Raw genomic sequence first — 22,617 nt, 5'->3', positions numbered from 1 at the left:
TATAATAGCTAAAGTTGTGAGTTGATTACCGTAGGAGGGAATTATTTTGGCAATTTTAAAGACGATTTTAACCGTTGTTTTCATACTGATTTGTTTGGCGTTGACAGTCATTATCTTATTACAGGAAGGAAAGTCCGCAGGACTCGGAGCGATCGCCGGAGCGGCAGATACGTATTGGGGAAGAAACAAGGGACGTTCCATGGAAGGCCGGCTGGTGACGGGAACCAAGATTCTGGTTGCGCTGTTCATCATCATTGCCGCTGTATTGAATCTGGGAATCTTTTAGAAATGAGGCTGTCGCATCTGCGGCAGCTTTTTTGCTGTGGAGAGGAAGGATATGAGAGAAGAACTTTTACAGGAACGAAAAAAAGCAATTTACGGACTGATCTGCGATGAGCTTTATGTGCCGATGAAGGCGAAGGAGATCGCGGCAGTATTAAATGTGCCAAAGAGTGACAGAAGAGACCTCGCGGAAGTGCTGGATGCACTTGTGGCGGAGGGAAAAGTGGAAGTGTCATCGAAAGGCAAGTACATGAAGTCGGAAGGAAAATTCCTGACAGGCGTTTTTACCGCGCATCCGAGAGGATTTGGCTTTGTGACGGTCGAGGAGGAGGATGAGGATATTTTTATTCCGGAATCCCAGGTAAACGGTGCTTTTCACGGCGATACCGTGCAGGTGGCGCTGACACGCGCCGAGGGGCACGGACGGCGCAGAGAGGGGCAGATCACAAAGATTTTGACCCGCGGGGTCAGCCGGATCGTCTGTACCTATGAAAAAAGCAAGACATTCGGGTTCGCAGTGCCGGATAATCCGAGATTTGGACAGGATATTTTTATCCCGCAGGAGCGCTCGAAAGGTGCGGTGAGCGGACATAAGGTCGTGGTGGAACTGACGGATTTCGGCGGCAATGGAAAAAAGCCGGAGGGAAAGGTCGTAGAGATTCTGGGACATGTGAACGACCCGGGGACGGATATTCTCTCGATCGTGCGAGGTTACGATCTGCCGACCGAGTTCTCGGAGAAGATCATGAATCAGGTGGAGCGCGTGGCAGGTGAGGTCAGCACGGCCGATATGGCAGGCCGCATGGATCTGCGGGACTGGCAGACAGTGACGATCGACGGAGAGGATGCCAAGGATTTGGACGATGCCATCACCCTGACGAAGGAGGGGGATGTCTACCGCCTGGGCGTTCATATTGCGGATGTCACGAATTATGTGCAGGAGCGCAGCGCCCTTGACGTGGAGGCTCTAAAGCGCGGCACATCGGTCTATCTTGTCGATCGTGTGATTCCGATGCTTCCGCATGCGCTTTCCAACGGCATCTGTTCGCTGAACGCCGGGGAGAACCGGTTGGCATTAAGCTGTATCATGACCGTGGATGCGAAGGGAAATGTGATCGATCACGTGATTGCGGAGACAGTCATTAAGGTCGACCGCCGCATGAGTTACACCAGTGTCAAAAAGATCCTGGAGGATCACGATGAGGCGGAGATCCGTGAGTATGAGGAGCTTGTGCCAATGTTTGAGAGGATGCGGGATCTGGCGGCGATTCTCCGCAAAAAACGGATGAAGCGCGGATCGATTGATTTTGATTTCCCGGAGACGAAGATCATTCTGGACGCGCAGGGACGCCCTGTGGAGATCAAGCCGTACGAGCGCAATGTTGCAACCAAGATTATCGAAGATTTTATGCTGCTTGCCAACGAGACGGTGGCACAGGACTATTTCTGGCAGGAACTGCCGTTTGTGTACCGTACCCACGACAACCCGGATACGGAGAAGATCCACAAGCTGGCAACGTTTATCAATAATTTTGGCTATTCGATTCATATCGGGCAGGATGAAGTACACCCGAAGGAACTCCAGAAGCTGCTGCTTCGGATTGACGGGACGCCGGAGGAGGCGTTAATCAGCCGGCTGACACTCCGCTCGATGAAGCAGGCAAAGTACAGCACCGTAAACACCGGGCATTTCGGACTGGCAACTTCCTATTACTGCCATTTCACCTCGCCGATCCGCCGTTATCCGGATCTGCAGATTCATCGGATCATCAAAGACAATCTGCGCGGAAGAATGAATGCGAAGCGCATCGAGCATTATGAGAAGATTCTGCCGGAGGTGGCAAAGCATTCCAGCGAGATGGAGCGCCGGGCGGATGAGGCAGAGCGCGAATGTGACAAGTTAAAGAAAGTACAGTACATGTCCGGACATCTGGGGGAAGAGTTCTGGGGTGTCATTTCGGGCGTGACCGAGTGGGGCTTCTATGTCGAACTGCCGAATACCGTGGAGGGACTTGTGCATGTGACGACGCTGACAGACGACTATTTCCACTACAGCGAGAGCACCTATGAGCTGATCGGGGAGACCACCGCAAAGCGCTACAAGCTTGGTCAGAAGGTAAAGATTGTCGTGGCAGCGACAGATTCGTTTATGCGAACGATCGACTTTCGTGTCGTTACCGGAACAGAAGACGAAGAAAATGAAAAATTAAACCAGAAGTTTATTGCAGAATAAAAATTTGTGGGGTATACTGTAACAGCAGTGCAGATGAAAAGCGGCAGTGCAGACAGTAAGCGAAGGAGGATAGTCGGGATGGCAAAGACCGAGAAGAAGTTAATCGCGAATAACAAAAAAGCCTACCATGACTATTTCCTGGAGGAGCGGTTTGAGGCGGGCATTGAACTGCACGGGACGGAAGTGAAGTCCATGCGCATGGGCAAGTGTTCGATCAAGGAAGCGTTTGTGCGCATCGAGAACGGTGAGGTCATCGTCTACGGCATGCACGTCAGCCCTTATGAGAAGGGCAACATTTTCAACAAAGATCCGCTCCGCCCCAAGAAGCTTCTGATGCACAAGTCAGAGATCCGGAAGCTGACGGGAAAGCTTGCAGAGCAGGGCTACACGCTGGTTCCGGTGGAGGTATATCTGAAGGGAAGCCTCGTGAAGGTGGAGATTGCACTTGCCAAAGGTAAGAAGCTCTACGACAAGCGGCAGGACATTGCGAAGAAAGACATGCGCCGCGAGGCAGAGCGTGATTTCAAGGTAAAGAATCTGTATTAGATTTTTTATAAATAACAGGGGCCAGTAAAGGTTTCGACGGGGAATATGAAGCTGGAGAAGCGAGCCGCACGGGATGCGTCAAATTCCACAATTAAATTTAAACGCTGAAGATAATTTAGCATACGCTGCCTAATGGCAGCAGTCTGACCTAGAGCACTCACACTTTAGGACCCAGGCTTCGACGATGTGAGAAACGACACAGGCAAAGCTTTGAGCCTGCGGGCGTACCATGAAGCTACCAAAACCGTAAGGGTGTCTGTTCCCGGACGGCAGAGGGAATGTCAAAGGACAGACTAAGCTCGTAGAAGGACAGGGGATTATTCTTCGGACACGGGTTCGATTCCCGTCTGGTCCACTTATCAACTATGTGACGAACCCACTATTCGCATTATGCTTTATGAGAATATGTGGCTTGTATCGAAGATAATCGCATGATTGGTGATGTAGAATGAAAAAGGGGCGTAAGCCCCTTTTTTATATGATTGTAAATAGTCGAAAAACTCAAAACAGGCTACGGGGGTTTTTAGACTATCAATATTTATTGACTGTCTAAAAACTGTTTGACAGTCTAAAAACTTCTAAGCCTTGTAGATTCTGGGGTTGACGGCATTTTGTATTAACATTTTTATTCTCTAAGAACATTGTTTTATAAAAAAAGCGTCCCCATCGTCCCCAAAGTGGCGCAAAGCCTTGTAAATACTACGCACAAGGCTGGGGACGCTCCACGCCAAGGTAGCGTCCCCAAGCGTCCCCAAGTCCCCCAAGCGTCCCCAAGTCCCCAAAACGTCCCCAGCCTCAAAAATTGTAAATAGTCGAAAAACGTCTTTGTGGCAACATGGTTTTATCATAAACGGAAAACTATTGAATACCAAACGTTTTTGCAGGAATATCAATTCCTACCATTTTTCCGAAAGCCAATGCCCATTTGACAAAATTGTATGATATTGATGTGATTATATTGCCAGTTATAATATATCCATCCTTAATGGGCTTGTTTATATTGTCATCCCAGCTCACCATTTCTGCTAAATCACTTTCGGAAAATCCTTCTTCAAAAATCTCTTCTTTATTGACACCAGCCATGAACGGTTTTCCATTAAGTAATCCGGCTCTGACAAGTAACAGAGGTGCAATTGAAATAGCTCCTATTGTTTTTCCGTCAAACTTTTTGATGAAATCTATTATTTTTTTGTTTTCAATAGCCTCTCTGATATCCATTGCACCAGGCAATATCAAGCTGTCATACGCATCCAAATCAAAATTATCAATAGTAGCATCGGGAATTACTGATAATCCATCTTCACTTCTGATTGCCTGTTTTGAAATCCCAAAAATTGTAATTGGTTTTTCAGCGAGTGCCAATATCTCAAGCGCAGGACTGATTTCAAAATTACAAAATGAATCATATAATAATACGGCAGTTTTTTTCATATCAATTTTCCTCCATATACAAATTCAGTCTGGTAAATTACCTTTTTAATTGTACCATATAGTTCTAAAAACTCAAAAGATTATTTTGCTCACTTTTCCCGTGTTTACTGAGAAACTGCTTATTAAGAAAGGATTGTAAAAGGTCGAGATATTGATTGACACTGTCTAAAAACAGTAGTATTCTATTTGCAACAACATATAAGCGGTGTTCACGAAGTGCGTGCATGGTTTGAACGATAAGTTCATGAAGTCTATGAGGGTGCAGACTAAACTCGTAAGACAAAGTTTTATATGCTCCATGTCAGCTAGTCATACCAGCTGTGAGAACAAGCAGTTGCGAAGTTAAAAGCGGTGAACAGGAAAGTGTATAGCATAGCTATACGTTTTCCTGTCTGCCGCTTTTTTGTGCCTAAAATTATTTAAAGGAGTGACGACATGCTTGAAACAAGAAAAGGTGGACGACCGTCAAGACGACCTGATAAAGAAACGCTCCAGCATTTATCAGACATGCTGACAATAGAGCAGATTGCTCAGCTCTATTGTGTTGACCGTTCTACTGTTTGTAACTGGAAGAAATATTATAGACTGCCACCAAAGATTGGACGCCCAACAAAGCGTCCGTCAGCACGCAAATTAAGAAATCTGTGCAAAACATGTTCTTACATGGAAATTGGTGGGCGTTTAGGTGTTTCACCTAGCACAGTTGCATCATGGGTATATTTCTACCGCCAGAAGAATGAGAAGAAAGGTGTGTGATGCGTTATGAATGACATGTTTCTTGATGATATAAAAAAAGATGTGTCCGTGACTACCTACACAGACACATCCACAAGTGCTATACACACTTATCCTGATGACGCAATTATAACTGACATTATAAACTGTGTCAATACTGCTTTTCCAGACACCAGCAGACAACAGAGGATGATATATGTTCATAAAATCATAAATTGTCATAGACCATACAGTGACGGTGGCATTGTTCCTAATCCATTGACTGATAAAGATGCTCAGAACTATACGATTGGATTTAGGTCAAAGTTGCGACAGTTCGCTTTTAAAATCTATATTGAACAGTTGCCAAATGGAATTATTGATTTTATAAAGCGTGTGCAAAGTGTTGAAAAAACAACGTATCAAGTGATTGCGATTATCCATGACAGAGATATAAAACTTGATGTGCATGACTTGTATGCAGAAGCAAGGTTAAAACCACACATTCACATTATTGTACGTTGTACTGACAGTAAAAAACGTGTTCACGTTCAGACTGTTATGAACATGCTTGGTATTATTTTCCGAAAAGGCATTGATGATGCACTGATAGTACGAAACAAGGGCATAGATACAATTCATAAGAAGTTTGCTATTGCAACAACTTATCTCACACATGATACAGAAGATGCGGCAAAACATAAGGAACATTATGAACTTGATGAGTATATAAGTAATCTGTCCATTGAGGAAATTCAGACAATCAGGGATGGATATACAAGGCTGACAACATCGACGAACAAAGTTGATAAACAACGCATGGCTGAACTGGATGAATATGCTTTTAATATAGGCTATGAATTAAAAGATTTTGATGAGTGGTACAATACCTTATCATTTGCTGAGCGTTGTAATGCTAGTATGAAAACTGTGCAGGAAAGTTATATGAGAGGGTGTCAGAAAAAATTTGATGAACGTGTGCCAATTTTACGCAAATGTATTTTCATTCATGGTGCGCCGAATACTGGCAAGACTTATGCGACTGAACGGGCTTTGGCAGGCAGGAAAACATTACATGTTGGTGGCGGTGGAACAGGTAAATTTGACAGTTTAAAACCAAGTCATGATGCAATTATTGTTGATGATGATGTGTGTCCTAATCTATTGAATATGTCGGACAATTACGCATGCAAAGCATACAGACGAGGCAGAAATAATCCTATCTGGGCTGGCGAGTGGCTTATTGTTACAAGCAACTTACCTTTTCGCGAGTGGCTTTTCAAATGCGGTTTTTCTTACAAAGAAGAAGATTCACACGTAAAGGCAATGTTCTCACGATTTTTTGTATGCAAAGTCGTGGGTGATGATAGTTCTGCTGAACTTTATCTGCTAAATCCAAGCACACGGGGATTGGTCGAGGAGCAGAAACAACGCATGAGGGATTTTCTACAATTTCAGAAAGTCTTTAATGATACAATCCAAAACTATCATGCAGAGAAAAGCAGAAATGATTTTGATGCTTTTGCTTTTGTAACAAACCACTGTCCGTTCGGTGACTTTCCAGAACGACAAAAAAAGGCATTTGCTAGTCTTTATGACAATGGTTCATAGAAAGGAGAAGAACATGAAAACGGTTAATCAATTACAGGCGGAACTTATGAAACAGAAAGAAGCATATCAGACTTCACAGAAGAAATTAAAAGCGGAGTTGCGAAAGGCACAGAAAGAAGCTGAGCGTGAAGCACGAATTGCAGAACAGAAGAAGATGAACGAAGAAAATAAAATCGTATGCGATTTTCTTCGTACTAATTTTGGTCAGGATGGTGTGCTATTGTTCGATACATTACTTCAACGAGCAATGCAGGCGAACAATGAGAAACAGTCGTAATGCGCGAAAAAGGGGGTAGGCTTCGCCAGGGGGATTTCCCCCTATGAGAAGGGTATTGCGGGTTGCTTGCAACCCCAATGCCCAGTTACATTGGGATTAGAACTAATAACAATGTAATGAATATGCTACGGAGATAGATAATCTACAGAAAGAGGTGTAACTTATGGGCTTTCAATGCTGTCCGCAAATAATGGGACTACAACGACAGGGGCATGTTACAAAATCAAACAAGCGAGGTGCTGGAAAATTTATATGTGCTGAGATGGGAGCGGATAGGATTTCATCGAGTGAAATAATCAGACATGAAGATTCAAAACACAACACATATACAAATTATATTGATGGCGAAAACTTTTCCAGCGGTTTCAAACTCTGGGACTATATCGAGAAACAGGGAGATACTATTGAAGTTAAGTGTACAGACAAAAGAACGGGTCAGGAAGTTATAAGATATAGAAAATCAAAGGCTGACGCTGTGCTTGGTTATGCCTATGTTATTAAGCCGCCGGCTGAGGTAACAGAGCAATGGACGGACGAGCAGAAAGCGAAGTTCTATGAAGATAGTTTTGATGCTATGTGTGAGATAATGCCAGAAGTATTTTCACATGAGAATAGGCTGTTCACTGCGATACATGTTGATGAGGGATTCTCCCTTGCGGATGAGCATTTACATGGTGCAGGAATACCACGAAATGCTGATGGCAAGTATACAGGCAATTTGATTGATGCCAAGCATCTATCTTTGATGCAACAGGAATTCCCGAAACACATGCGTGATAAGGGGTGGGATATTGAAGATAATGATGTGACCGACTGGCAAAAGTATAATACTGATAAACAATATCGTGATGAGCGAAAGGTTTATCTTGAACAGAAAAAGAAAGATGGAAAAGGTGGATTGACACCGAATCAGTACCGCAAGTTTTTGGCGCAAAAAAAAATTAAATGAGGCGAATGAAATTCTTATTGATGCAAAGTCTAAACTGGGAGACGCTATAAAAACTTATAATGATACGCTTGCTACGCAGAAAAATATTAAGCATGAAATAGATGTTCGAGCTGATGCATTGGCTGACCGTAAAGCAGAAGAAACGATACAACAGTACGAGCGCGAGTTTGATTATCGTGTCAATGCAAAAGCTCAAGAGATTACTGCACCGATACAACAAAGTTGTGAATGTGCGCTGAAAGATTATAATAATAGAATTGCGAATATTGATAATGCTGTTGAAGAACAGATGCGTCTTTACATTGAAAGTCAAAAAAATGAGGATACGCCTGAAATGAAACGAGTGAAACAATTTCTTGCGTCTAGGGTTAGTTCCAAAACTAAAAAAAGCGAACTGGATGTATATAACGAATATGCACAGCATCATCCACTAGATAGAACAGAGCGCATACGACGCGACACACAAAGAATTGCAGATGCAGTTCGGAATACTGACTGGTCTGCATCCCAATGGCAGTTAGACTAGTAAAAATCATATTGCAACCCTGCACCCCGCTTGCTATAATCCAAAGCAGAAAGGGGTGCTTTTTTTGAAAAAATATAAATATAATGACAATAACCTTGCAATCTGTTACTATCGCTTTTCATCACATGCTCAAAATGAAGCGTCCATAGACCAACAACGAGAACAGGCAAAATTTTTTGCACAAACGCATGACTTAAAAATCATAAAGGAATATAGTGATGAAGCAATCTCAGGAACGACAGATAACCGCCCTGGATTTCAACAGATGCTCTCAGAAGTTGCAAAGCTGAAACCTAGCACGCTTATAGTTTGGAAAGTTGATAGATTAGGGCGAGACAGAACTAATATCGCGATTGCTAAAGATACTTTGCGAAGAGCAGGTTGTCGTGTCAAGTATGTTGCGGAAACAGTGGCAAACGAGGACACACCGGAATCACAGTTTACTGAGGCGATGTTAGAGTCGATGGCTGAATTTTATTCTGCACAACTTAGGGTTAATGTCATGCGAGGTATGAGGTATAATGCTGAACATGCGCTGTATAATGGTCACAAGACACTGGGATATGCTGTTGACGGTGAAAAGCATTATGTTATAGACGAGGAAACAGCACCAGTTGTCCGGCGTATCTTTGAACAATATGCATCAGGTGTGCCAATGCAACAGATTATGAATGAATTAAATGATGCAGGAATCAAGACAACACGTGGAAATGAATTTACTATTAACAGTTTACGTCATATCCTGCATAACAGGGCTTATATAGGCGAGTATCATTATAATGACATAGTCATACCTGATGGTATGCCCTCTATTATCCCCTGTGAGCTGTTTAAAACGGCACAGGAACGCTTTGAACTGAATAGACGGATAAAGTGCCACAAAAGCAGTACAATGGCTAAAAACGTCTCTGAGAGCCGTTTCTGGCTGACAGGAAAACTATACTGTGGAAAATGTGGGGAAAGCATGCATGGGCTATCAGGAACGTCTAAAACAGGTGCTACGCATTATTATTACGCATGCAATAATCACAGAAAACACAAGTGTACCCTAAAAAACATACCGCAACATCAAATGGAGCTTAATGTTATATCAATTTTGAAAACATTTTTGAATGATAGTGAGAATCTTGCATCGTTGGCTGTAGACATAGCAAATTACCACAAGAGCCGGAATGATAATTCTGCTTTTATTGCCAGTCTGGAAGAGATGCTTAAACAGAATGAAAAGCAGATAACTAATATTGTGAATGCTATTGCTAATGGCGCAATGTCTTCTGCGCTTACTGATAAACTCCAACAGTTAGAGATAGAAAAAGGTTCTTTGACGGATGCAATCGAAGTGGAACAGGCAAAGGCAAGACTAATTGTAGATGAACATTCTGTAAAAGAGTATTTTAAGCAGTACGCTAATGCAAACTTAGATGATGCAGAAATAAGAGATTCTGTATTGAATTATTTTGTTGATAAGATTTATGTCTATGATGATAAAATTACAGTTACAGGCTGTTTTAGTGGGGAACCGACGGAAATACCGTTTACAGAGTTTTCAGAGTTCGACTGCGAAACAGTCAGCTCCATCTTAAAAAGCGCCATGCAGGGCGCTTTTTTTATGGGAAAATGCGGAATCTTTACATCTCCCTGACTTGCAATTCACACTGCCATTTCCTATAATAAGAGCAAAATCACAGCAGAAACGGAAGAGATGAGGATCGAAGAATGTCTGTAGAAAAGAGACAAAAAGAACAGGAAAAGACCTCCATGGTCGTGGAGGGATTTTTATTTGCAAATGAGGCGGAAGCCGCGCAGGCGAGAAAAGAGGCGGAGGGCGTGAAATACGTCAAGGAGAAAGCCCAGATGGACGACCCTGAGATGGTACTCCGCATTTATAATAAAATGATACAGCAGCGGCTGTTTGACACGGCAGTCGGCTATTCTTATCTGAAGGATCTGCAGGAGTATCTGCAGTCGATTCCGTTTATCCGGAAGGAAGATATTTTCCCGATTCCGGTGCAGCATCCGCAGGTGGAGGAGAGTCTCCGCAAGGCGAAGCGCGCGCCGGCACCAAAGCCGAAGACGCAGACCGTGGTAAAAAATGCGGACTACAGGAGACGCTACCGCATTGTGCGCTGGATCGCCTTTATTCTGGCAGTATGTGTTGTGGCGATGTTTGCAATTACGGCGACGACCAATAATACGACGGTGTTAAACTACGAGAATCAGCTGATCAACAAATACGAGGCGTGGGAGGAGCGGCTCGACCAGAGGCAGGAAGCGATCGAGGCGAAGGAAAAAGAGCTTGGAATCATGCCGGAATAGAGCGGAAAATACACAGATTTTTCATAAGTAGCTGTTAGAATGACGATAAAAAGCGGAAAGGATACGGGAACATGGATAAGATCAGAATTCTGGTGGTGGATGATGAGAGCAGAATGCGCAAGCTGGTGCGGGATTTCCTTGTGAGAGAGGGATACGAGGTGCTTGAGGCGGGAGACGGCGAGGAAGCCCTCGATTTATTTTACCGGGAAAAAGACATAGCGCTGATTATTTTAGACGTCATGATGCCCAAGCGCAACGGATTTGAAGTGTGCCGGGAGATCCGGGAGACATCGAAAGTTCCGATTATTATGCTGACGGCGAAGGGCGAGGAGAGCGACGAGCTGAACGGATTTGAACTCGGTGTGGACGAATATATTTCCAAACCTTTTTCTCCGAAGATACTGGTTGCGCGTGTCGGAGCCATTCTGCGCCGGAGCGGAAAGACGCAGGATGAAGAAGCGGCGGTCTCCATGGGAGGAATCGTTCTGGACAAGGCAGCCCACATGGTGACGGTTGACGGAGAGCGGATCGATTTAAGCTACAAGGAGTTTGAACTGCTGGCATACTTTATGGAAAATGCGGGGATTGCGCTCTCACGCGAGAAGATATTGAACAGCGTCTGGAATTACGATTACTTTGGCGATGCGAGAACGATTGATACGCATGTCAAGAAGCTGCGTGCCAAGATGGGAGATAAGGGAAAATATATCACGACGGTCTGGGGCATGGGCTACAAATTTGAAGTGACGGAAGAATAATGGAAGTGACGCGGAATGAAGGGACTTTTTGATAAAAAGAGACAGGGGCGCGGCAGACATCCGAAAGAGGGCGGACTGACCAGGGAAATCGCCGGAATTATCATCGGTCTGGTGGCGGGAACCGTGGCGCTCTGCTGGGTGCTTAACACGGTATTTCTGGAGCGCTACTATGTGATGAACAAAGAAAATGTACTGCTGTCCGGATTTACTACGATTGACGCGGCAAGCGAGGATGGAAGCCTTGACGACAGCTCGTTTGATGTGACATTTGACAATCTCTGCGCAAACGGCAATATCACGGTCATGGTGATCAGCCCGGACCGCACGATTGTCAGATCCTCCGTGAACGATACACAGCGTATGTTAATCGAGTTTACGGACATTATTTTCGGTGGTACGCAGAATGAGACCACGGTGCTGGCGCAGGCGGAGGACTATGTGATCCAGAGAAGAACGGACACCAGGCTGGATGCGGAATATCTGGTACTGTACGGAACCCTCTCAAACGGCAATCTGGTGCTGATGCGGTCGGCGTTAGAGAGCATAAGGGAGAGCGCCAAGACGTCGAACCAGTTCCTGCTGTACGTCGGGATCCTGGCGATTGCGGTGAGCACGGTTGTGTCGGTCTTCATCTCTAAGAGAATCACCGATCCGATCCTGGAACTGACCGAGATTTCCAAGCATATGACCCAGCTGGAATTTGAGGTCTGCTATACGCCGAAAGGAAAGCGGCGCAATGAGATCGATGAACTCGGCACGCACATGAACGAGATGTCGCAGGCGCTCGAGCATACGATCTCGGAATTGAAAAGCGCAAACAACCAGCTCCTTTTAGACATTGAGAAAAAGACGCAGATAGACCGCCAGCGCAAGGAATTTCTCTCGAATGTATCGCATGAATTAAAGACGCCGCTTGCCCTGATCCAGGGATATGCGGAGGGCTTGAAGGAATGTATCAACGATGACGCACAGAGCCGGGATTTTTACTGTGAGGTCATCATGGACGAGGCGGATAAGATGAATCAGATGGTGAAAAAGCTTCTGACATTAAACCAGCTGGAATCCGGAAACGAGACGATCACGATGGAGCGCTTCGACGTAACAGAGCTCATCCGGGGCGTGCTGCACTCGGTGGATATCCTCATCGGGCAGAGCGGCATTACGGTGACGGAATGTCCCGCAGAGCCCATTTATGTGTGGGCGGATGAATTTATGACGGAGGAGGTCGTGACGAACTACCTGAGCAATGCCATTCATTATGCGGGAGGAAAAAAGGAGATTTCCATCCGCTGCAGGGAGCAGGAGAAGAACGTCCGCATCAGCGTCTTCAATACCGGAGACCCGATTCCGGAGGAGGATATCGACAAAATCTGGTCCAAGTTCTACAAAGTCGATAAGGCACGCACGAGAGAGTACGGCGGCAGCGGAATCGGTCTTTCCATTGTGAAGGCGATCATGGACTCGTTCCATCAGCAGTGTGGCGTGATCAACCATGAGGATGGCGTGGAATTCTGGTTTGAACTGGAAAAAGGAAAACAGTCATGATGCAGCAAAAAATTTTTTTTGTTGCTATATTTCCTTTAAAATGCTAACATAATGTTAGTTTATACTTTGCGTGAGGAATGGAGTCCTATGAGAAGAACAAGAATCAAGATGATGGCAGCGGTGATGGCTGCAACGATGCTGTTGGGCGGGTGTGGTGATGCACTCTATGACCTGACAGACGACGAGGAGAACGTCATTGTCAATTATGCGGCGCATATCGTCACGAAGTACAACACATATCAGCGGGAAGGTCTGACGTATGTGAGTCCGGAAGAACCGGAGGAGACGCAGGAGGATGTCACGGTGCCGCAGACGCCGGAGACACAGGACGCGTCAGAGACGGGAACAGCCGCATCTGCGGAAGCTGCGGCACCTGCTGTGTCGGTGGCGGCAGCCGGATCGGCATCTCTGGATCAACTGTTCGGAGCCGACGGCATTCAGATGACCTATGCGGGCGCGCAGCTTGCACCGGGGTACATGGAAGGTGATTATTATGAGATGACCCCGGATGCCGGAAAACAGTATCTGGTGCTGTCCATAGATGTGACCAACACCGGGGCGGACGGAGTGGGTCTTGATGTTTTGAGTGTCAGCCCGAAGTTCACGGTTGTATTGAACCAGTCGGTCAAGAGCACGGCGGAGACCACATTGCTGGATACGGATTTTTCCACCTATCAGGGTACGATTCCTGCGGGAGGGAGCACCCGCCTGGTACTTGTATTCCAGGTGCCGGATGATGTGGCGTCGGCAGACAGTGTGGAACTGTATGTGCAAATGGATCAAATGATACAAATTATTCTGTAAAACGCATGAAAAACAATGCATTTCAGGTACCAATGTGCTATAATGCTGTCAGATAGATACGTTGCGGTATTACGCGAGAGGAGAGAGACGAATGGATACAAATATATTATTGGAATCGGGAACAAACGAACTGGAAGTTCTGGAATTTACCTTGGGAAACAATCATTACGGAATCAATGTTGCAAAGATCAGGGAGATTTTAACCTATCAGCCGGTTACGCCTGTCCCAAATTCACATCCGAGTATCGAAGGAATCTTCATGCCGCGTGATACGATGATCTCTGTGGTAAATCTGAAGCGCTGTCTGGGAATGCCGGATGATGCGAAGACAGAGGGACTTTTTATCATTACGAACTTTAACAAGTTAAACATTGCATTTCACGTAGATGCCGTGCTTGGTATCCACCGTGTTTCCTGGGAGGCGATCATCAAGCCGGATGCCACGATCAATACCGAGCAGAACAGCGCCTCGACCGGTGTCATCAAGATGGATGACAAGCTGATCATCATCCTTGACTTTGAGAAGATTGTGACGGACATCAGCCCGGAGACAGGACTGAAGATGTCCGATATGGACGACATGGGACAGCGTGAGCGCTGTGAATCTCCGATTTTGATCGCAGAGGATTCCCCGCTTCTTAGCAGACTGATCACAGACTGCCTGAAGAAGGCAGGCTACACGAACCTGATTGTGACAATGAACGGTCAGGAGGCATGGGATAAGCTGCAGGAGTTTGAAAAAGCAGGCAATGTGCGTGAGAAAGTACACTGCATTATCACAGATATTGAGATGCCGTTGATGGACGGACACCGCCTTACGAAGCTGGTTAAGACAAATGACAATATGAAGAAGATTCCATTGATTATTTTCTCATCTCTTGTAAATGAGGAGATGCGCATCAAGGGAGAACAGCTTGGAGCGGATGCCCAGCTGACAAAGCCGGAGATTGGCAGTCTTGTTTCGGCGATTGACGACTTGATTGACAAGAGCATGGACTGAGAATGAAATGAAGAGGGGATGTGATGGAGCAGGATCACATCCCCCGCTTAAGTTATAGGTCGATGGAGGTATCGTATGAGCGGAGCAGAGGAATATCTGGATGGGCTGCTGCACTCCGTAGAGGGAGGAAGTCCTGCCGACACAGCCCGTGAGACGGAGCCAGGCGATACGGCAGACGGGCTTTATGCAGAAAAAGAACAGGAGACAAAAAAAGCTGGTATGAGTGAGGAAGACGATTTTTTAAAGTCCTTTGAGGCGGATACAGATCTGGAAGGAGATGCGGACACATTTATCAGACAGTTCGAGGATGAGCTGGATCAGGCGCCTGGAGAGGAAAGAACACAGAAGACGACGGAGGAGAACAATCAGTTCTTCAAGGATCTGGATGGCATTTTAGACAGCGCAAGGGATGCGGATGAGAGCACCGGCGGTGCAGAAGCGGCGGAGACTGCCCATGCGTCGGAGGACGGAGATCTTATGGTCGATACCATTGGTGATTTCCAGGACGACGATTCAGATCTGATGGATCTGCTGCAGTCGGAGGGCGATTTCCCGGATATGAGCCAGATGGCGGATCCCACTGCTCCGGCCGCAGACACAGACGCAGAAATGCCGGACGTGACGGCAATGCCGGAGACTGCGGATGAGGTGCAGGACGAGGACGACGGGAAAAAGAAAAAGCGCCGCAAAAAGAAGAAAAAAGATGAGCCAGATGCCGGGGATGAGGCTCCTGCAAAGGAGAAAAAGAGCCTGATCAAGAGAATCGGCGACGCACTGTTTGGTGAGGAGGAAGAGACGGAGGAGGCACCAGCGGACACCGGGGAATTACAGCCGGAAGGTTTAGAACAGGCACCGGAGCTGGATGATCTTTCCGATGAGAATTTAAAGCTCTTACAGGAACTGGAAGGAACGGGGGCAGCCGAGCCGGAGACAGAGGCGGAACCGGAGATTTCAGAAGAAGAGAAGAAAGCGCAGGCAAAGAAGGAAAAAGCAGAGAAGAAGGCGCAGGAGAAGAAAGAGAAGGCGGAGAAGAAGGCACAGGCGAAGAAGGCGAAGGCAGAGAAAAAAGCACAGAAAGCCAAGAAGCCGAAGAAGCCGAAGGAGCCGGACAATACACCGCCGCTTCCGAAAAAGCCGGTGGTGCTGATTATGGTCATGGCGGCGTCTTTCCTCGCACTTGTGCTGGTGGGAACGAATCTGTTCGGATATACCCTGAGCTTCAACAATGCCAAGCAGGCGTATGAACTGGGCGACTATCAGGCAGCGTTCGCGGATGTGAGCGGACTTACGGTCAAGGAGGCAGATCAGGAGACCTACCAGAAGTACAGCATCATGGCGAATGCAGCCGGAGAATATCAGGCATACCAGACCTTTATGGAAAACGGTATTTATGACATGGCACTGGATTCCCTCATCCGCGCGGTCGGAAGATGCGATAAGTACAGCGAGGAGGCTGCGGCTTACGGCTGCTCCACAGAACTCGCGAAGATCAGAGACCAGGCGGTGGCAGGACTGTCCGGATTTGGACTTACGCAGGAGCGCGCACAGGAACTGTACGCGGAGAGAGAGCGGGATACTTACTCGCAGGAACTGTATTCGATATTGGCGGCAGCAGGACTTGGATGACATCGACGGAGTGAGAGAATGATAGCAATTATAGACTATGACGCAGGCAATTTAAAAAGTGTGGAAAAGGCGTTCCTCGCGCTGGGTGAGGAATGTGTGGTCACGAGAGATCATGACAGCATACGCCGGGCAGACAGAGTGGTACTGCCGGGTGTCGGTTCTTTTGGAACGGCAATGCAGCAGCTGAAAAAATATGAGCTGGATCAGGTGATCCGCGAGGTTGTGCAGGAAGACAAGCCGTTTCTCGGCATCTGTCTGGGTCTGCAGCTGCTGTTTGAGGGCAGCGAGGAGAGTGACGGCGTGGAGGGACTTCATCTGCTGGACGGAGAGATCGTGAAGATTCCGGAGGCGCCGGGACTTAAGATCCCGCACATCGGCTGGAATTCACTGGATTTCCCGCATGAAGGAAGATTGTTTGCCGGATTGAAGGAACAGCCGTATGTCTATTTTGTACATTCCTACTACCTGAAAGCGAAAGATCCGTCGATTGTGAAGGCGACCACAGAGTACGGCGTGACGATTCATGCTTCCGTGGAGAAGGGCAACCTGTTTGCGTGCCAGTTTCACCCGGAGAAGAGCAGCACAGTGGGACTTCAGATACTGAAGAATTTTGCGGAAATATAGCGGAGGCATGCGATGTTTACAAAGAGAGTGATTCCCTGTCTGGATGTGAATGGCGGGCGTGTGGTAAAGGGTGTTAATTTTGTGAATCTGAGGGATGCCGGAGATCCGGTGGAGATTGCGGCAGCTTACGATAAGGCAGGTGCGGACGAACTGGTATTTCTGGACATTAACGCTACCTCGGACGCCAGAAATACCGTGGTCGATATGGTGCGCCGCGTGGCGGAGAGAGTGTTCATTCCGTTTACGGTCGGAGGCGGCATAAGGACGGTGGATGATTTTAAGGCACTGCTCCGCGAGGGCGCAGACAAGATTGCGATCAATTCTTCCGCGATCAACCGGCCGGAACTGATCTCGGAGGCGGCAGACAAATTCGGCAGCCAATGCGTGGTGGTTGCGATTGACGCAAGGAGACGCGCGGACGGCTCCGGGTGGAATATCTATAAGAACGGCGGACGGATTGATGTGGGTCTGGATGCCGTCGAGTGGGCGATGAAGGCAGACCGGCTTGGCGCAGGAGAGATTCTTCTGACAAGCATGGACTGCGATGGCACGAAAGCGGGATATGACATTGAACTGACCAGACAGGTCGCGGAAAATGTATCGATTCCTGTGATTGCTTCCGGCGGCGCCGGGACGAAGGATCATTTTTATGATGCACTGACAAAGGGAAAAGCGGATGCGGTTCTTGCGGCATCCCTGTTTCACTATAAAGAACTTGAGATTATGGATCTGAAGAACGATCTGGCAGCGAGGGGCGTATCTGTGCGGCGATAGCACGGTGCGCCCACACTGCTGTCTGTGAAAAAAGGAGTAGTGGGATATGTCGATGATTGACAATGACTGGCTTCCGGCAATCCAGGGGGAATTCCGAAAGCCGTATTACCGGGAATTATACACATTTGTGCGGGAGGAATACAGCAGAACAGTGGTCTACCCGCCGGCGGAGGATATCTTTAATGCCTTTCATTTTACGCCGCTTAGTGAGGTGAAGGTGCTTCTGTTGGGGCAGGACCCCTATCACAATGTAAATCAGGCACATGGTCTTTCGTTTTCCGTGCTGCCGGAGCAAAAGGAGATCCCGCCCTCCCTACAGAACATTTATAAGGAACTGCATGATGATCTGGGCTGTTACATTCCGAATAACGGTTATCTGAAAAAATGGGCAGATCAGGGAGTGCTTCTGCTCAACACCGTCCTCACCGTGCGCGCGCACCAGGCGAATTCCCATCAGGGAAGAGGCTGGGAGCAGTTCACTGATGCGGTCATTCAGGCAGTAAATGCCCAGGATCGTCCGATTGTGTACCTCCTCTGGGGCAGACCGGCGCAGTCCAAAATACCGATGCTTACGAATCCGAAGCATCTGATCTTAACGGCACCGCATCCGAGCCCTCTCTCGGCATACCGGGGATTTTTCGGGTGCCGGCATTTCAGCAAGGCAAATGCGTTTCTTGAGGAGCATGGAATCGCACCGATAGACTGGCAAATTGAGAATATTTAGTGTATAATATACTTACAATAAAAGCAGACAGGAGGTATTGGTTATGCGTGTAAAAGCAATTATGATGCCTTTCAGTAAGCTGGCGTGTATCAGCGTGGAGAATACGGTAGAAGAGGCAATGAAGATTATCGACGAGCAGGGACTTCTCTCGCTTCCGGTAGTGGACGGACAGCAGTTTGTGGGTGTTTTGTCCAAACAGTTTTTGTTTGAGGAATTTTTCCGGAACTATACAGGGACCAGAGAAGAATTTGCACAGCGAAAAGTGATGGAGTTCATGAAGACAAGAATTGAGACCATCGGTGAGAATACACGGATTGAGGAAGCGGCAGCAATGTTTATCACCTCCAAAGTTCGTTTTATTCCGATCACGAACGAGCAGAACAAGCTGCTTGGAATCGTGACGCAGCAGGCGGTATTCAAGGAATATCAGAAGATCTTTGGTAACAAACACAATTCCATGGCAATCTACACGTATGATATCCGAGGTGTGCTCGGCAAGATCTGTGAGCTGATTGCTAAGGAGGGCGGAGACATCTGCAACATGATGGTGATTCCGACGGATGTTATGGATCTGGCAGAGATCTTCCTTCGGGTGGAAGCACCGGATTTTGAGCGTGTGGTACGCGCGTTAGAGCGCCACGGTTATGATGTGCGTGATGTGAAGTATAATGATCAGAAATAATACAGAACGGATGGATCTGGAATAGAAGAGAGGGGTGCCGCGCATGTGCGGCGCCCCTCTCTGTCTGCATAAAAGGGAGCTCCCTAAAATGAGGAGTGCCCAGACACTCGCGCGCCTGGGCTATTATGAAAAAATTATCAAATATATTGTAACGAATTGTCTTGTTTTTTGATAATTTTATTGTAGCAATAAGATATGAATAAACTATGAACAATAGTTAAACATTTTAATAAGGACAAGCACCAGAAAATGCTTGAAAAATCTAAGGTTTCGGGCTAAAATGACGATATAGAACATGAGGTAACAAGAAGGTATTGTGCACAAATGCAACAGCCGGATCAACATTCTGACACGGAGGTCAGATGCTTTTTTTCAAAGGAGTGATAGAGTATGGCAAGTATTTCAGGATATGATTCATCGTCACTGGGCGTGTTATTTTCCAGTCTGAACCGGAACAATACAACTTCCTCTCTGCTGGGAGGCGGAAGCGATCTGCTCGGAATCAATTATTCCGATTATGCGACGATCCGCAACGGAAGCTATTTCAAGCTTTTGAGTGCCTATTACAGCAAGTCGGATTCCACGGACAGCGCCACGAAGGTCAGCCCGTCGATCTCAACCGCGAAGGATGACGCGAAGACACTGACCCGGATTGAGAGTGCGGCGGAGAGTACGGAGAAGTCGCTTTCCAAGCTGACAGCAACCGGAAAGGATTCTGTGTTCAACAAAGTGGAGAAGACCGCGGAGGACGGCACGAAGACGCAGGAGTATGACCGTGATGCCATCTATAAGGCGGTGAAGTCGTATGTGGATGATTACAATTCACTGCTGGATCGGGCGGACGATTCTAAGACGAAGAGCATTCTGCGTGCGGCGAACTCTTTGAAGAGCAACGCCAGAGCGAATGAGAAGACGTTGGAGAAAGCGGGCATTACCGTGGATGCCGACGGCAGACTTTCCGTGGACGAGAAGAGCTTTGAGAAGGCGGATATGGACAAGCTGAAGTCACTGTTTACAACGCACGGATCTTATGCGACGCAGACGAATGTGGATCTCCTGAAGATCGCATCCAACGCGAAGAGTGAAGCGGCGAAGGCGAATACCTACAGCAAGAATGGTATGTATACTTATAATTACAGCACCGGAGATCTTTACAATTCCGGAATTTAACATTGGAAGACACGAAGAGATGAGGCTGCCATACCGTAAGGTGTGGCAACCTCATATGTTTGTTGGCAGGAGCGGGCATGGCAGGAAAAAAAGTAGTAGTCGGTATGTCGGGCGGAGTGGATTCTTCCGTGGCGGCATATTTGTTAAAACAGCAGGGATATGATGTGATCGGAGTCACAATGCAGATCTGGCAGGATGAGGATCAGTTTACACAGGCGGAGAGCGGCGGATGCTGTGGACTCTCGGCGGTGGATGACGCACGCAGGGTGGCGGATCGTCTGGAGATTCCGTATTATGTGATGAATTTCAAGCGCGAGTTCAAGAAGAATGTCATGGATTATTTTACAGCGGAGTATTTAAAAGGGCGCACGCCGAATCCGTGTATTGCATGCAACCGCTATGTGAAATGGGAATCTCTGCTTCAGAGGAGCTTGGAGATCGGAGCCGATTACATTGCGACCGGCCACTACGCGCGCGTGGAACAGCTTTCCAACGGAAGATATGCTATCCGCAATTCCGTGACGGCGGCAAAGGATCAGACCTACGCGCTGTTTAATCTCACGCAGAAGCAGCTCTCCCATACCCTCATGCCGGTAGGAGATTACACAAAGGATGAGATCCGTGCGATTGCGGAAGACATCGGACTGATGGTTGCACATAAAAAGGACAGCCAGGAGATCTGTTTTATACCGGACAATGATTATGCCGGATTTATAGACAGAGAGTGCGGGGAAATGGTCCCGCCGCCGGGCAACTTTGTGTCGGTGGACGGAGAGATTTTAGGGCGGCACAAGGGAATTACACATTATACGATCGGACAGCGCAAAGGACTCGGGATTGCGTTTGGATATCCGGTGTTTGTGACAGAGATACGCCCGGAGACAAATGAGGTGGTTCTCGGAAGTGATAAAGATGTGTATACAAACCGGCTGTATGCGAATCAGCTGAACTTTATGGCGCTCTCCGACATTGAGGAGCCGGTTCGCCTGAAGGCAAAGATCCGGTACTCGCATGCGGGAAGCTGCTGCACCGTGCGGCGCACCGGTGCGGATGAGATCTGCTGTGAATTTGAAGAGCCGGTGCGCGCCGTGACACCGGGACAGGCAGTGGTGCTGTACGACGGAGACTATGTCGCGGGAGGCGGCGTGATCACACACGCTTAAGCGCCTGCATCACAGGGCAAACGTGCGGATTGCATGCGCGACGCCGCTGTTTTCATTGGAGCGCGTCACAAAGTCTGCGATCTCCTTCACTTCCGGCAGGGCATTTTCCATGGCGACGCCGATCGCTGCGGTTTTTAAAATGTCGATGTCGTTCTGGGTGTCGCCGCAGGCAAGCGTCTCTTCGATATCGACGCCGAGGTGCGAACAGAGCAGGGTGAGACCGTTTCCTTTGGTGACGCCCGCTCTGGTGAATTCCAGATTGTGGTAGCCGCCGGAGAGAAAGGTGATCTCGGGGTGCTCTGACAGGATCTGCATCACTTCGTCGCGGTAGAGAAAAGTGCCGTCCTCCTGCGGATAAAAATTCAGCGTCATCTTCTGGACGTTCAGATTGTGGACGCGGATATAGGCAGCGAGATCATCGGTGAAGGTTCTGGTCCGGTGAATGTAGCGTTTGATTGATGTGGGCATGTCCAGGCAGTCGATCTTTCCCTCACAGGAACGCTGGCTGAAGCCGTCGCCATTGATAAAAGCATCCATATGGATGCTCTTTTTTTGCAGTTCTTCGATGATGGGGCATACAAGCGCAGGCTCCATCGCAGATTCATGGATGCAGAGGCGGTCCGGCAGATGATAGACGGCAGCACCGTTGGAGGTGATGGCATAGGAGACGCCGAGACCGGATAAAAGTGTGACGGGAAGCCCGGCGTAAGGGCGTCCGGTCGATATGGCAACGTGAATTCCGCGGGAGGAAGCTTCGCGAATGGCGTCCTGATCCTCCTTTGAGATCTCACTTTGTCCGTTAAAAAGAGTGCCGTCCATATCGAGGGCAATCAGACTGACAGGCTGTTTCATAGTCGAGTAT

Annotated in this window: 23 protein-coding genes and 1 other RNA gene; 22 read left to right on the top strand and 2 right to left on the bottom strand. The window is 47.5% G+C overall.

What is annotated here, in order from left to right:
- The first annotated feature begins 46 nt into the window (after window positions 1-46).
- From secG to ssrA, 4 genes are all read left to right on the top strand, one after another.
- Complete coding sequence (secG, locus tag RHOM_RS11035; RefSeq protein ID WP_014080387.1) at window positions 47-286, top strand: preprotein translocase subunit SecG; 240 nt, start codon at window positions 47-49, stop codon at window positions 284-286.
- 51 nt (window positions 287-337) lie between these two features.
- Window positions 338-2,515: a ribonuclease R gene (gene rnr, locus RHOM_RS11030; RefSeq protein WP_014080386.1), complete on the top strand. Its 2,178-nt coding sequence runs from the start codon at window positions 338-340 to the stop codon at window positions 2,513-2,515.
- A 78-nt stretch (window positions 2,516-2,593) separates the two neighbouring features.
- The gene (gene smpB / locus RHOM_RS11025) at window positions 2,594-3,061 is read left to right on the top strand and encodes an SsrA-binding protein SmpB (RefSeq protein ID WP_014080385.1); all 468 of its coding nucleotides are present in this window, start codon (window positions 2,594-2,596) and stop codon (window positions 3,059-3,061) included.
- An 18-nt stretch (window positions 3,062-3,079) separates the two neighbouring features.
- Window positions 3,080-3,419, top strand: a transfer-messenger RNA (tmRNA) gene (gene ssrA, locus RHOM_RS17035).
- 500 nt (window positions 3,420-3,919) lie between these two features.
- Here the strand turns inward: ssrA and RHOM_RS11020 are convergent.
- Window positions 3,920-4,492: a DJ-1/PfpI family protein gene (locus RHOM_RS11020; RefSeq protein ID WP_014080384.1), complete on the bottom strand. Its 573-nt coding sequence runs from the start codon at window positions 4,490-4,492 to the stop codon at window positions 3,920-3,922.
- Window positions 4,493-4,927: 435 nt separating this feature from the next.
- Between RHOM_RS11020 and RHOM_RS17415 the strand changes: the two genes are divergently transcribed.
- The 18 genes from RHOM_RS17415 (at window position 4,928) to mnmA (ending at window position 21,755) form a co-directional block, all read left to right on the top strand.
- Window positions 4,928-5,248 (top strand): helix-turn-helix domain-containing protein, encoded by a 321-nt coding sequence (locus RHOM_RS17415; RefSeq protein WP_022519379.1) that lies wholly within the window; start codon window positions 4,928-4,930, stop codon window positions 5,246-5,248.
- A gap of 6 nt (window positions 5,249-5,254) precedes the next feature.
- A complete protein-coding gene (locus tag RHOM_RS11015; protein ID WP_014080383.1) occupies window positions 5,255-6,817 on the top strand; it encodes a hypothetical protein in 1,563 nt (520 codons plus the stop codon).
- Between the two features lie 13 nt (window positions 6,818-6,830).
- Window positions 6,831-7,094 carry a hypothetical protein gene (locus RHOM_RS11010; RefSeq protein WP_014080382.1) on the top strand — a complete coding sequence of 88 codons (264 nt, stop codon included), beginning with the start codon at window positions 6,831-6,833 and terminating at the stop codon, window positions 7,092-7,094.
- 163 nt (window positions 7,095-7,257) lie between these two features.
- The gene (locus RHOM_RS11005) at window positions 7,258-8,043 is read left to right on the top strand and encodes a plasmid recombination protein (protein ID WP_014080381.1); all 786 of its coding nucleotides are present in this window, start codon (window positions 7,258-7,260) and stop codon (window positions 8,041-8,043) included.
- A 118-nt stretch (window positions 8,044-8,161) separates the two neighbouring features.
- Window positions 8,162-8,569, top strand: a complete 408-nt coding sequence (locus RHOM_RS11000; protein ID WP_014080380.1) for a hypothetical protein — start codon at window positions 8,162-8,164, stop codon at window positions 8,567-8,569.
- Between the two features lie 55 nt (window positions 8,570-8,624).
- Window positions 8,625-10,211: a recombinase family protein gene (locus RHOM_RS10995; RefSeq protein ID WP_014080379.1), complete on the top strand. Its 1,587-nt coding sequence runs from the start codon at window positions 8,625-8,627 to the stop codon at window positions 10,209-10,211.
- A gap of 74 nt (window positions 10,212-10,285) precedes the next feature.
- The gene (locus RHOM_RS10990) at window positions 10,286-10,885 is read left to right on the top strand and encodes a hypothetical protein (protein ID WP_014080378.1); all 600 of its coding nucleotides are present in this window, start codon (window positions 10,286-10,288) and stop codon (window positions 10,883-10,885) included.
- Window positions 10,886-10,956: 71 nt separating this feature from the next.
- Window positions 10,957-11,643, top strand: a complete 687-nt coding sequence (locus RHOM_RS10985) for a response regulator transcription factor (RefSeq protein ID WP_014080377.1) — start codon at window positions 10,957-10,959, stop codon at window positions 11,641-11,643.
- A gap of 15 nt (window positions 11,644-11,658) precedes the next feature.
- A complete protein-coding gene (locus RHOM_RS10980) occupies window positions 11,659-13,188 on the top strand; it encodes a sensor histidine kinase (RefSeq protein WP_014080376.1) in 1,530 nt (509 codons plus the stop codon).
- Window positions 13,189-13,275: 87 nt separating this feature from the next.
- Window positions 13,276-13,992 (top strand): DUF4352 domain-containing protein, encoded by a 717-nt coding sequence (locus RHOM_RS10975; RefSeq protein ID WP_014080375.1) that lies wholly within the window; start codon window positions 13,276-13,278, stop codon window positions 13,990-13,992.
- 91 nt (window positions 13,993-14,083) lie between these two features.
- Window positions 14,084-14,992 carry a chemotaxis protein gene (locus RHOM_RS10970; protein WP_014080374.1) on the top strand — a complete coding sequence of 303 codons (909 nt, stop codon included), beginning with the start codon at window positions 14,084-14,086 and terminating at the stop codon, window positions 14,990-14,992.
- Window positions 14,993-15,067: 75 nt separating this feature from the next.
- On the top strand, window positions 15,068-16,618 hold the full coding sequence (locus RHOM_RS10965) for a hypothetical protein (RefSeq protein ID WP_014080373.1): 1,551 nt from the start codon (window positions 15,068-15,070) through the stop codon (window positions 16,616-16,618).
- Between the two features lie 18 nt (window positions 16,619-16,636).
- Window positions 16,637-17,242 (top strand): imidazole glycerol phosphate synthase subunit HisH, encoded by a 606-nt coding sequence (hisH, locus tag RHOM_RS10960; RefSeq protein ID WP_014080372.1) that lies wholly within the window; start codon window positions 16,637-16,639, stop codon window positions 17,240-17,242.
- A 12-nt stretch (window positions 17,243-17,254) separates the two neighbouring features.
- Window positions 17,255-18,016: an imidazole glycerol phosphate synthase subunit HisF gene (hisF, locus tag RHOM_RS10955; RefSeq protein ID WP_014080371.1), complete on the top strand. Its 762-nt coding sequence runs from the start codon at window positions 17,255-17,257 to the stop codon at window positions 18,014-18,016.
- A gap of 46 nt (window positions 18,017-18,062) precedes the next feature.
- Window positions 18,063-18,740, top strand: a complete 678-nt coding sequence (locus RHOM_RS10950; RefSeq protein WP_014080370.1) for a uracil-DNA glycosylase — start codon at window positions 18,063-18,065, stop codon at window positions 18,738-18,740.
- 43 nt (window positions 18,741-18,783) lie between these two features.
- Window positions 18,784-19,422 carry a CBS domain-containing protein gene (locus RHOM_RS10945; RefSeq protein WP_014080369.1) on the top strand — a complete coding sequence of 213 codons (639 nt, stop codon included), beginning with the start codon at window positions 18,784-18,786 and terminating at the stop codon, window positions 19,420-19,422.
- A gap of 390 nt (window positions 19,423-19,812) precedes the next feature.
- Window positions 19,813-20,592, top strand: coding sequence for a hypothetical protein (locus tag RHOM_RS10940; protein ID WP_014080368.1), 780 nt, complete (start codon window positions 19,813-19,815; stop codon window positions 20,590-20,592).
- A gap of 77 nt (window positions 20,593-20,669) precedes the next feature.
- Window positions 20,670-21,755: a tRNA 2-thiouridine(34) synthase MnmA gene (gene mnmA, locus RHOM_RS10935; protein WP_014080367.1), complete on the top strand. Its 1,086-nt coding sequence runs from the start codon at window positions 20,670-20,672 to the stop codon at window positions 21,753-21,755.
- A 9-nt stretch (window positions 21,756-21,764) separates the two neighbouring features.
- On the opposite strand, the gene RHOM_RS10930 is transcribed toward mnmA, so the two are convergent.
- Window positions 21,765-22,607 carry a Cof-type HAD-IIB family hydrolase gene (locus RHOM_RS10930; RefSeq protein ID WP_014080366.1) on the bottom strand — a complete coding sequence of 281 codons (843 nt, stop codon included), beginning with the start codon at window positions 22,605-22,607 and terminating at the stop codon, window positions 21,765-21,767.
- Window positions 22,608-22,617: the final 10 nt, after the last annotated feature.

Origin of the sequence: Roseburia hominis A2-183 (assembly GCF_000225345.1) — a bacterium.
Classification (GTDB): domain Bacteria; phylum Bacillota; class Clostridia; order Lachnospirales; family Lachnospiraceae; genus Roseburia; species Roseburia hominis.
The sequence above is the reverse complement of the archived record's forward strand: the minus strand, read 5'-3'. Positions and strand labels throughout refer to the sequence as shown.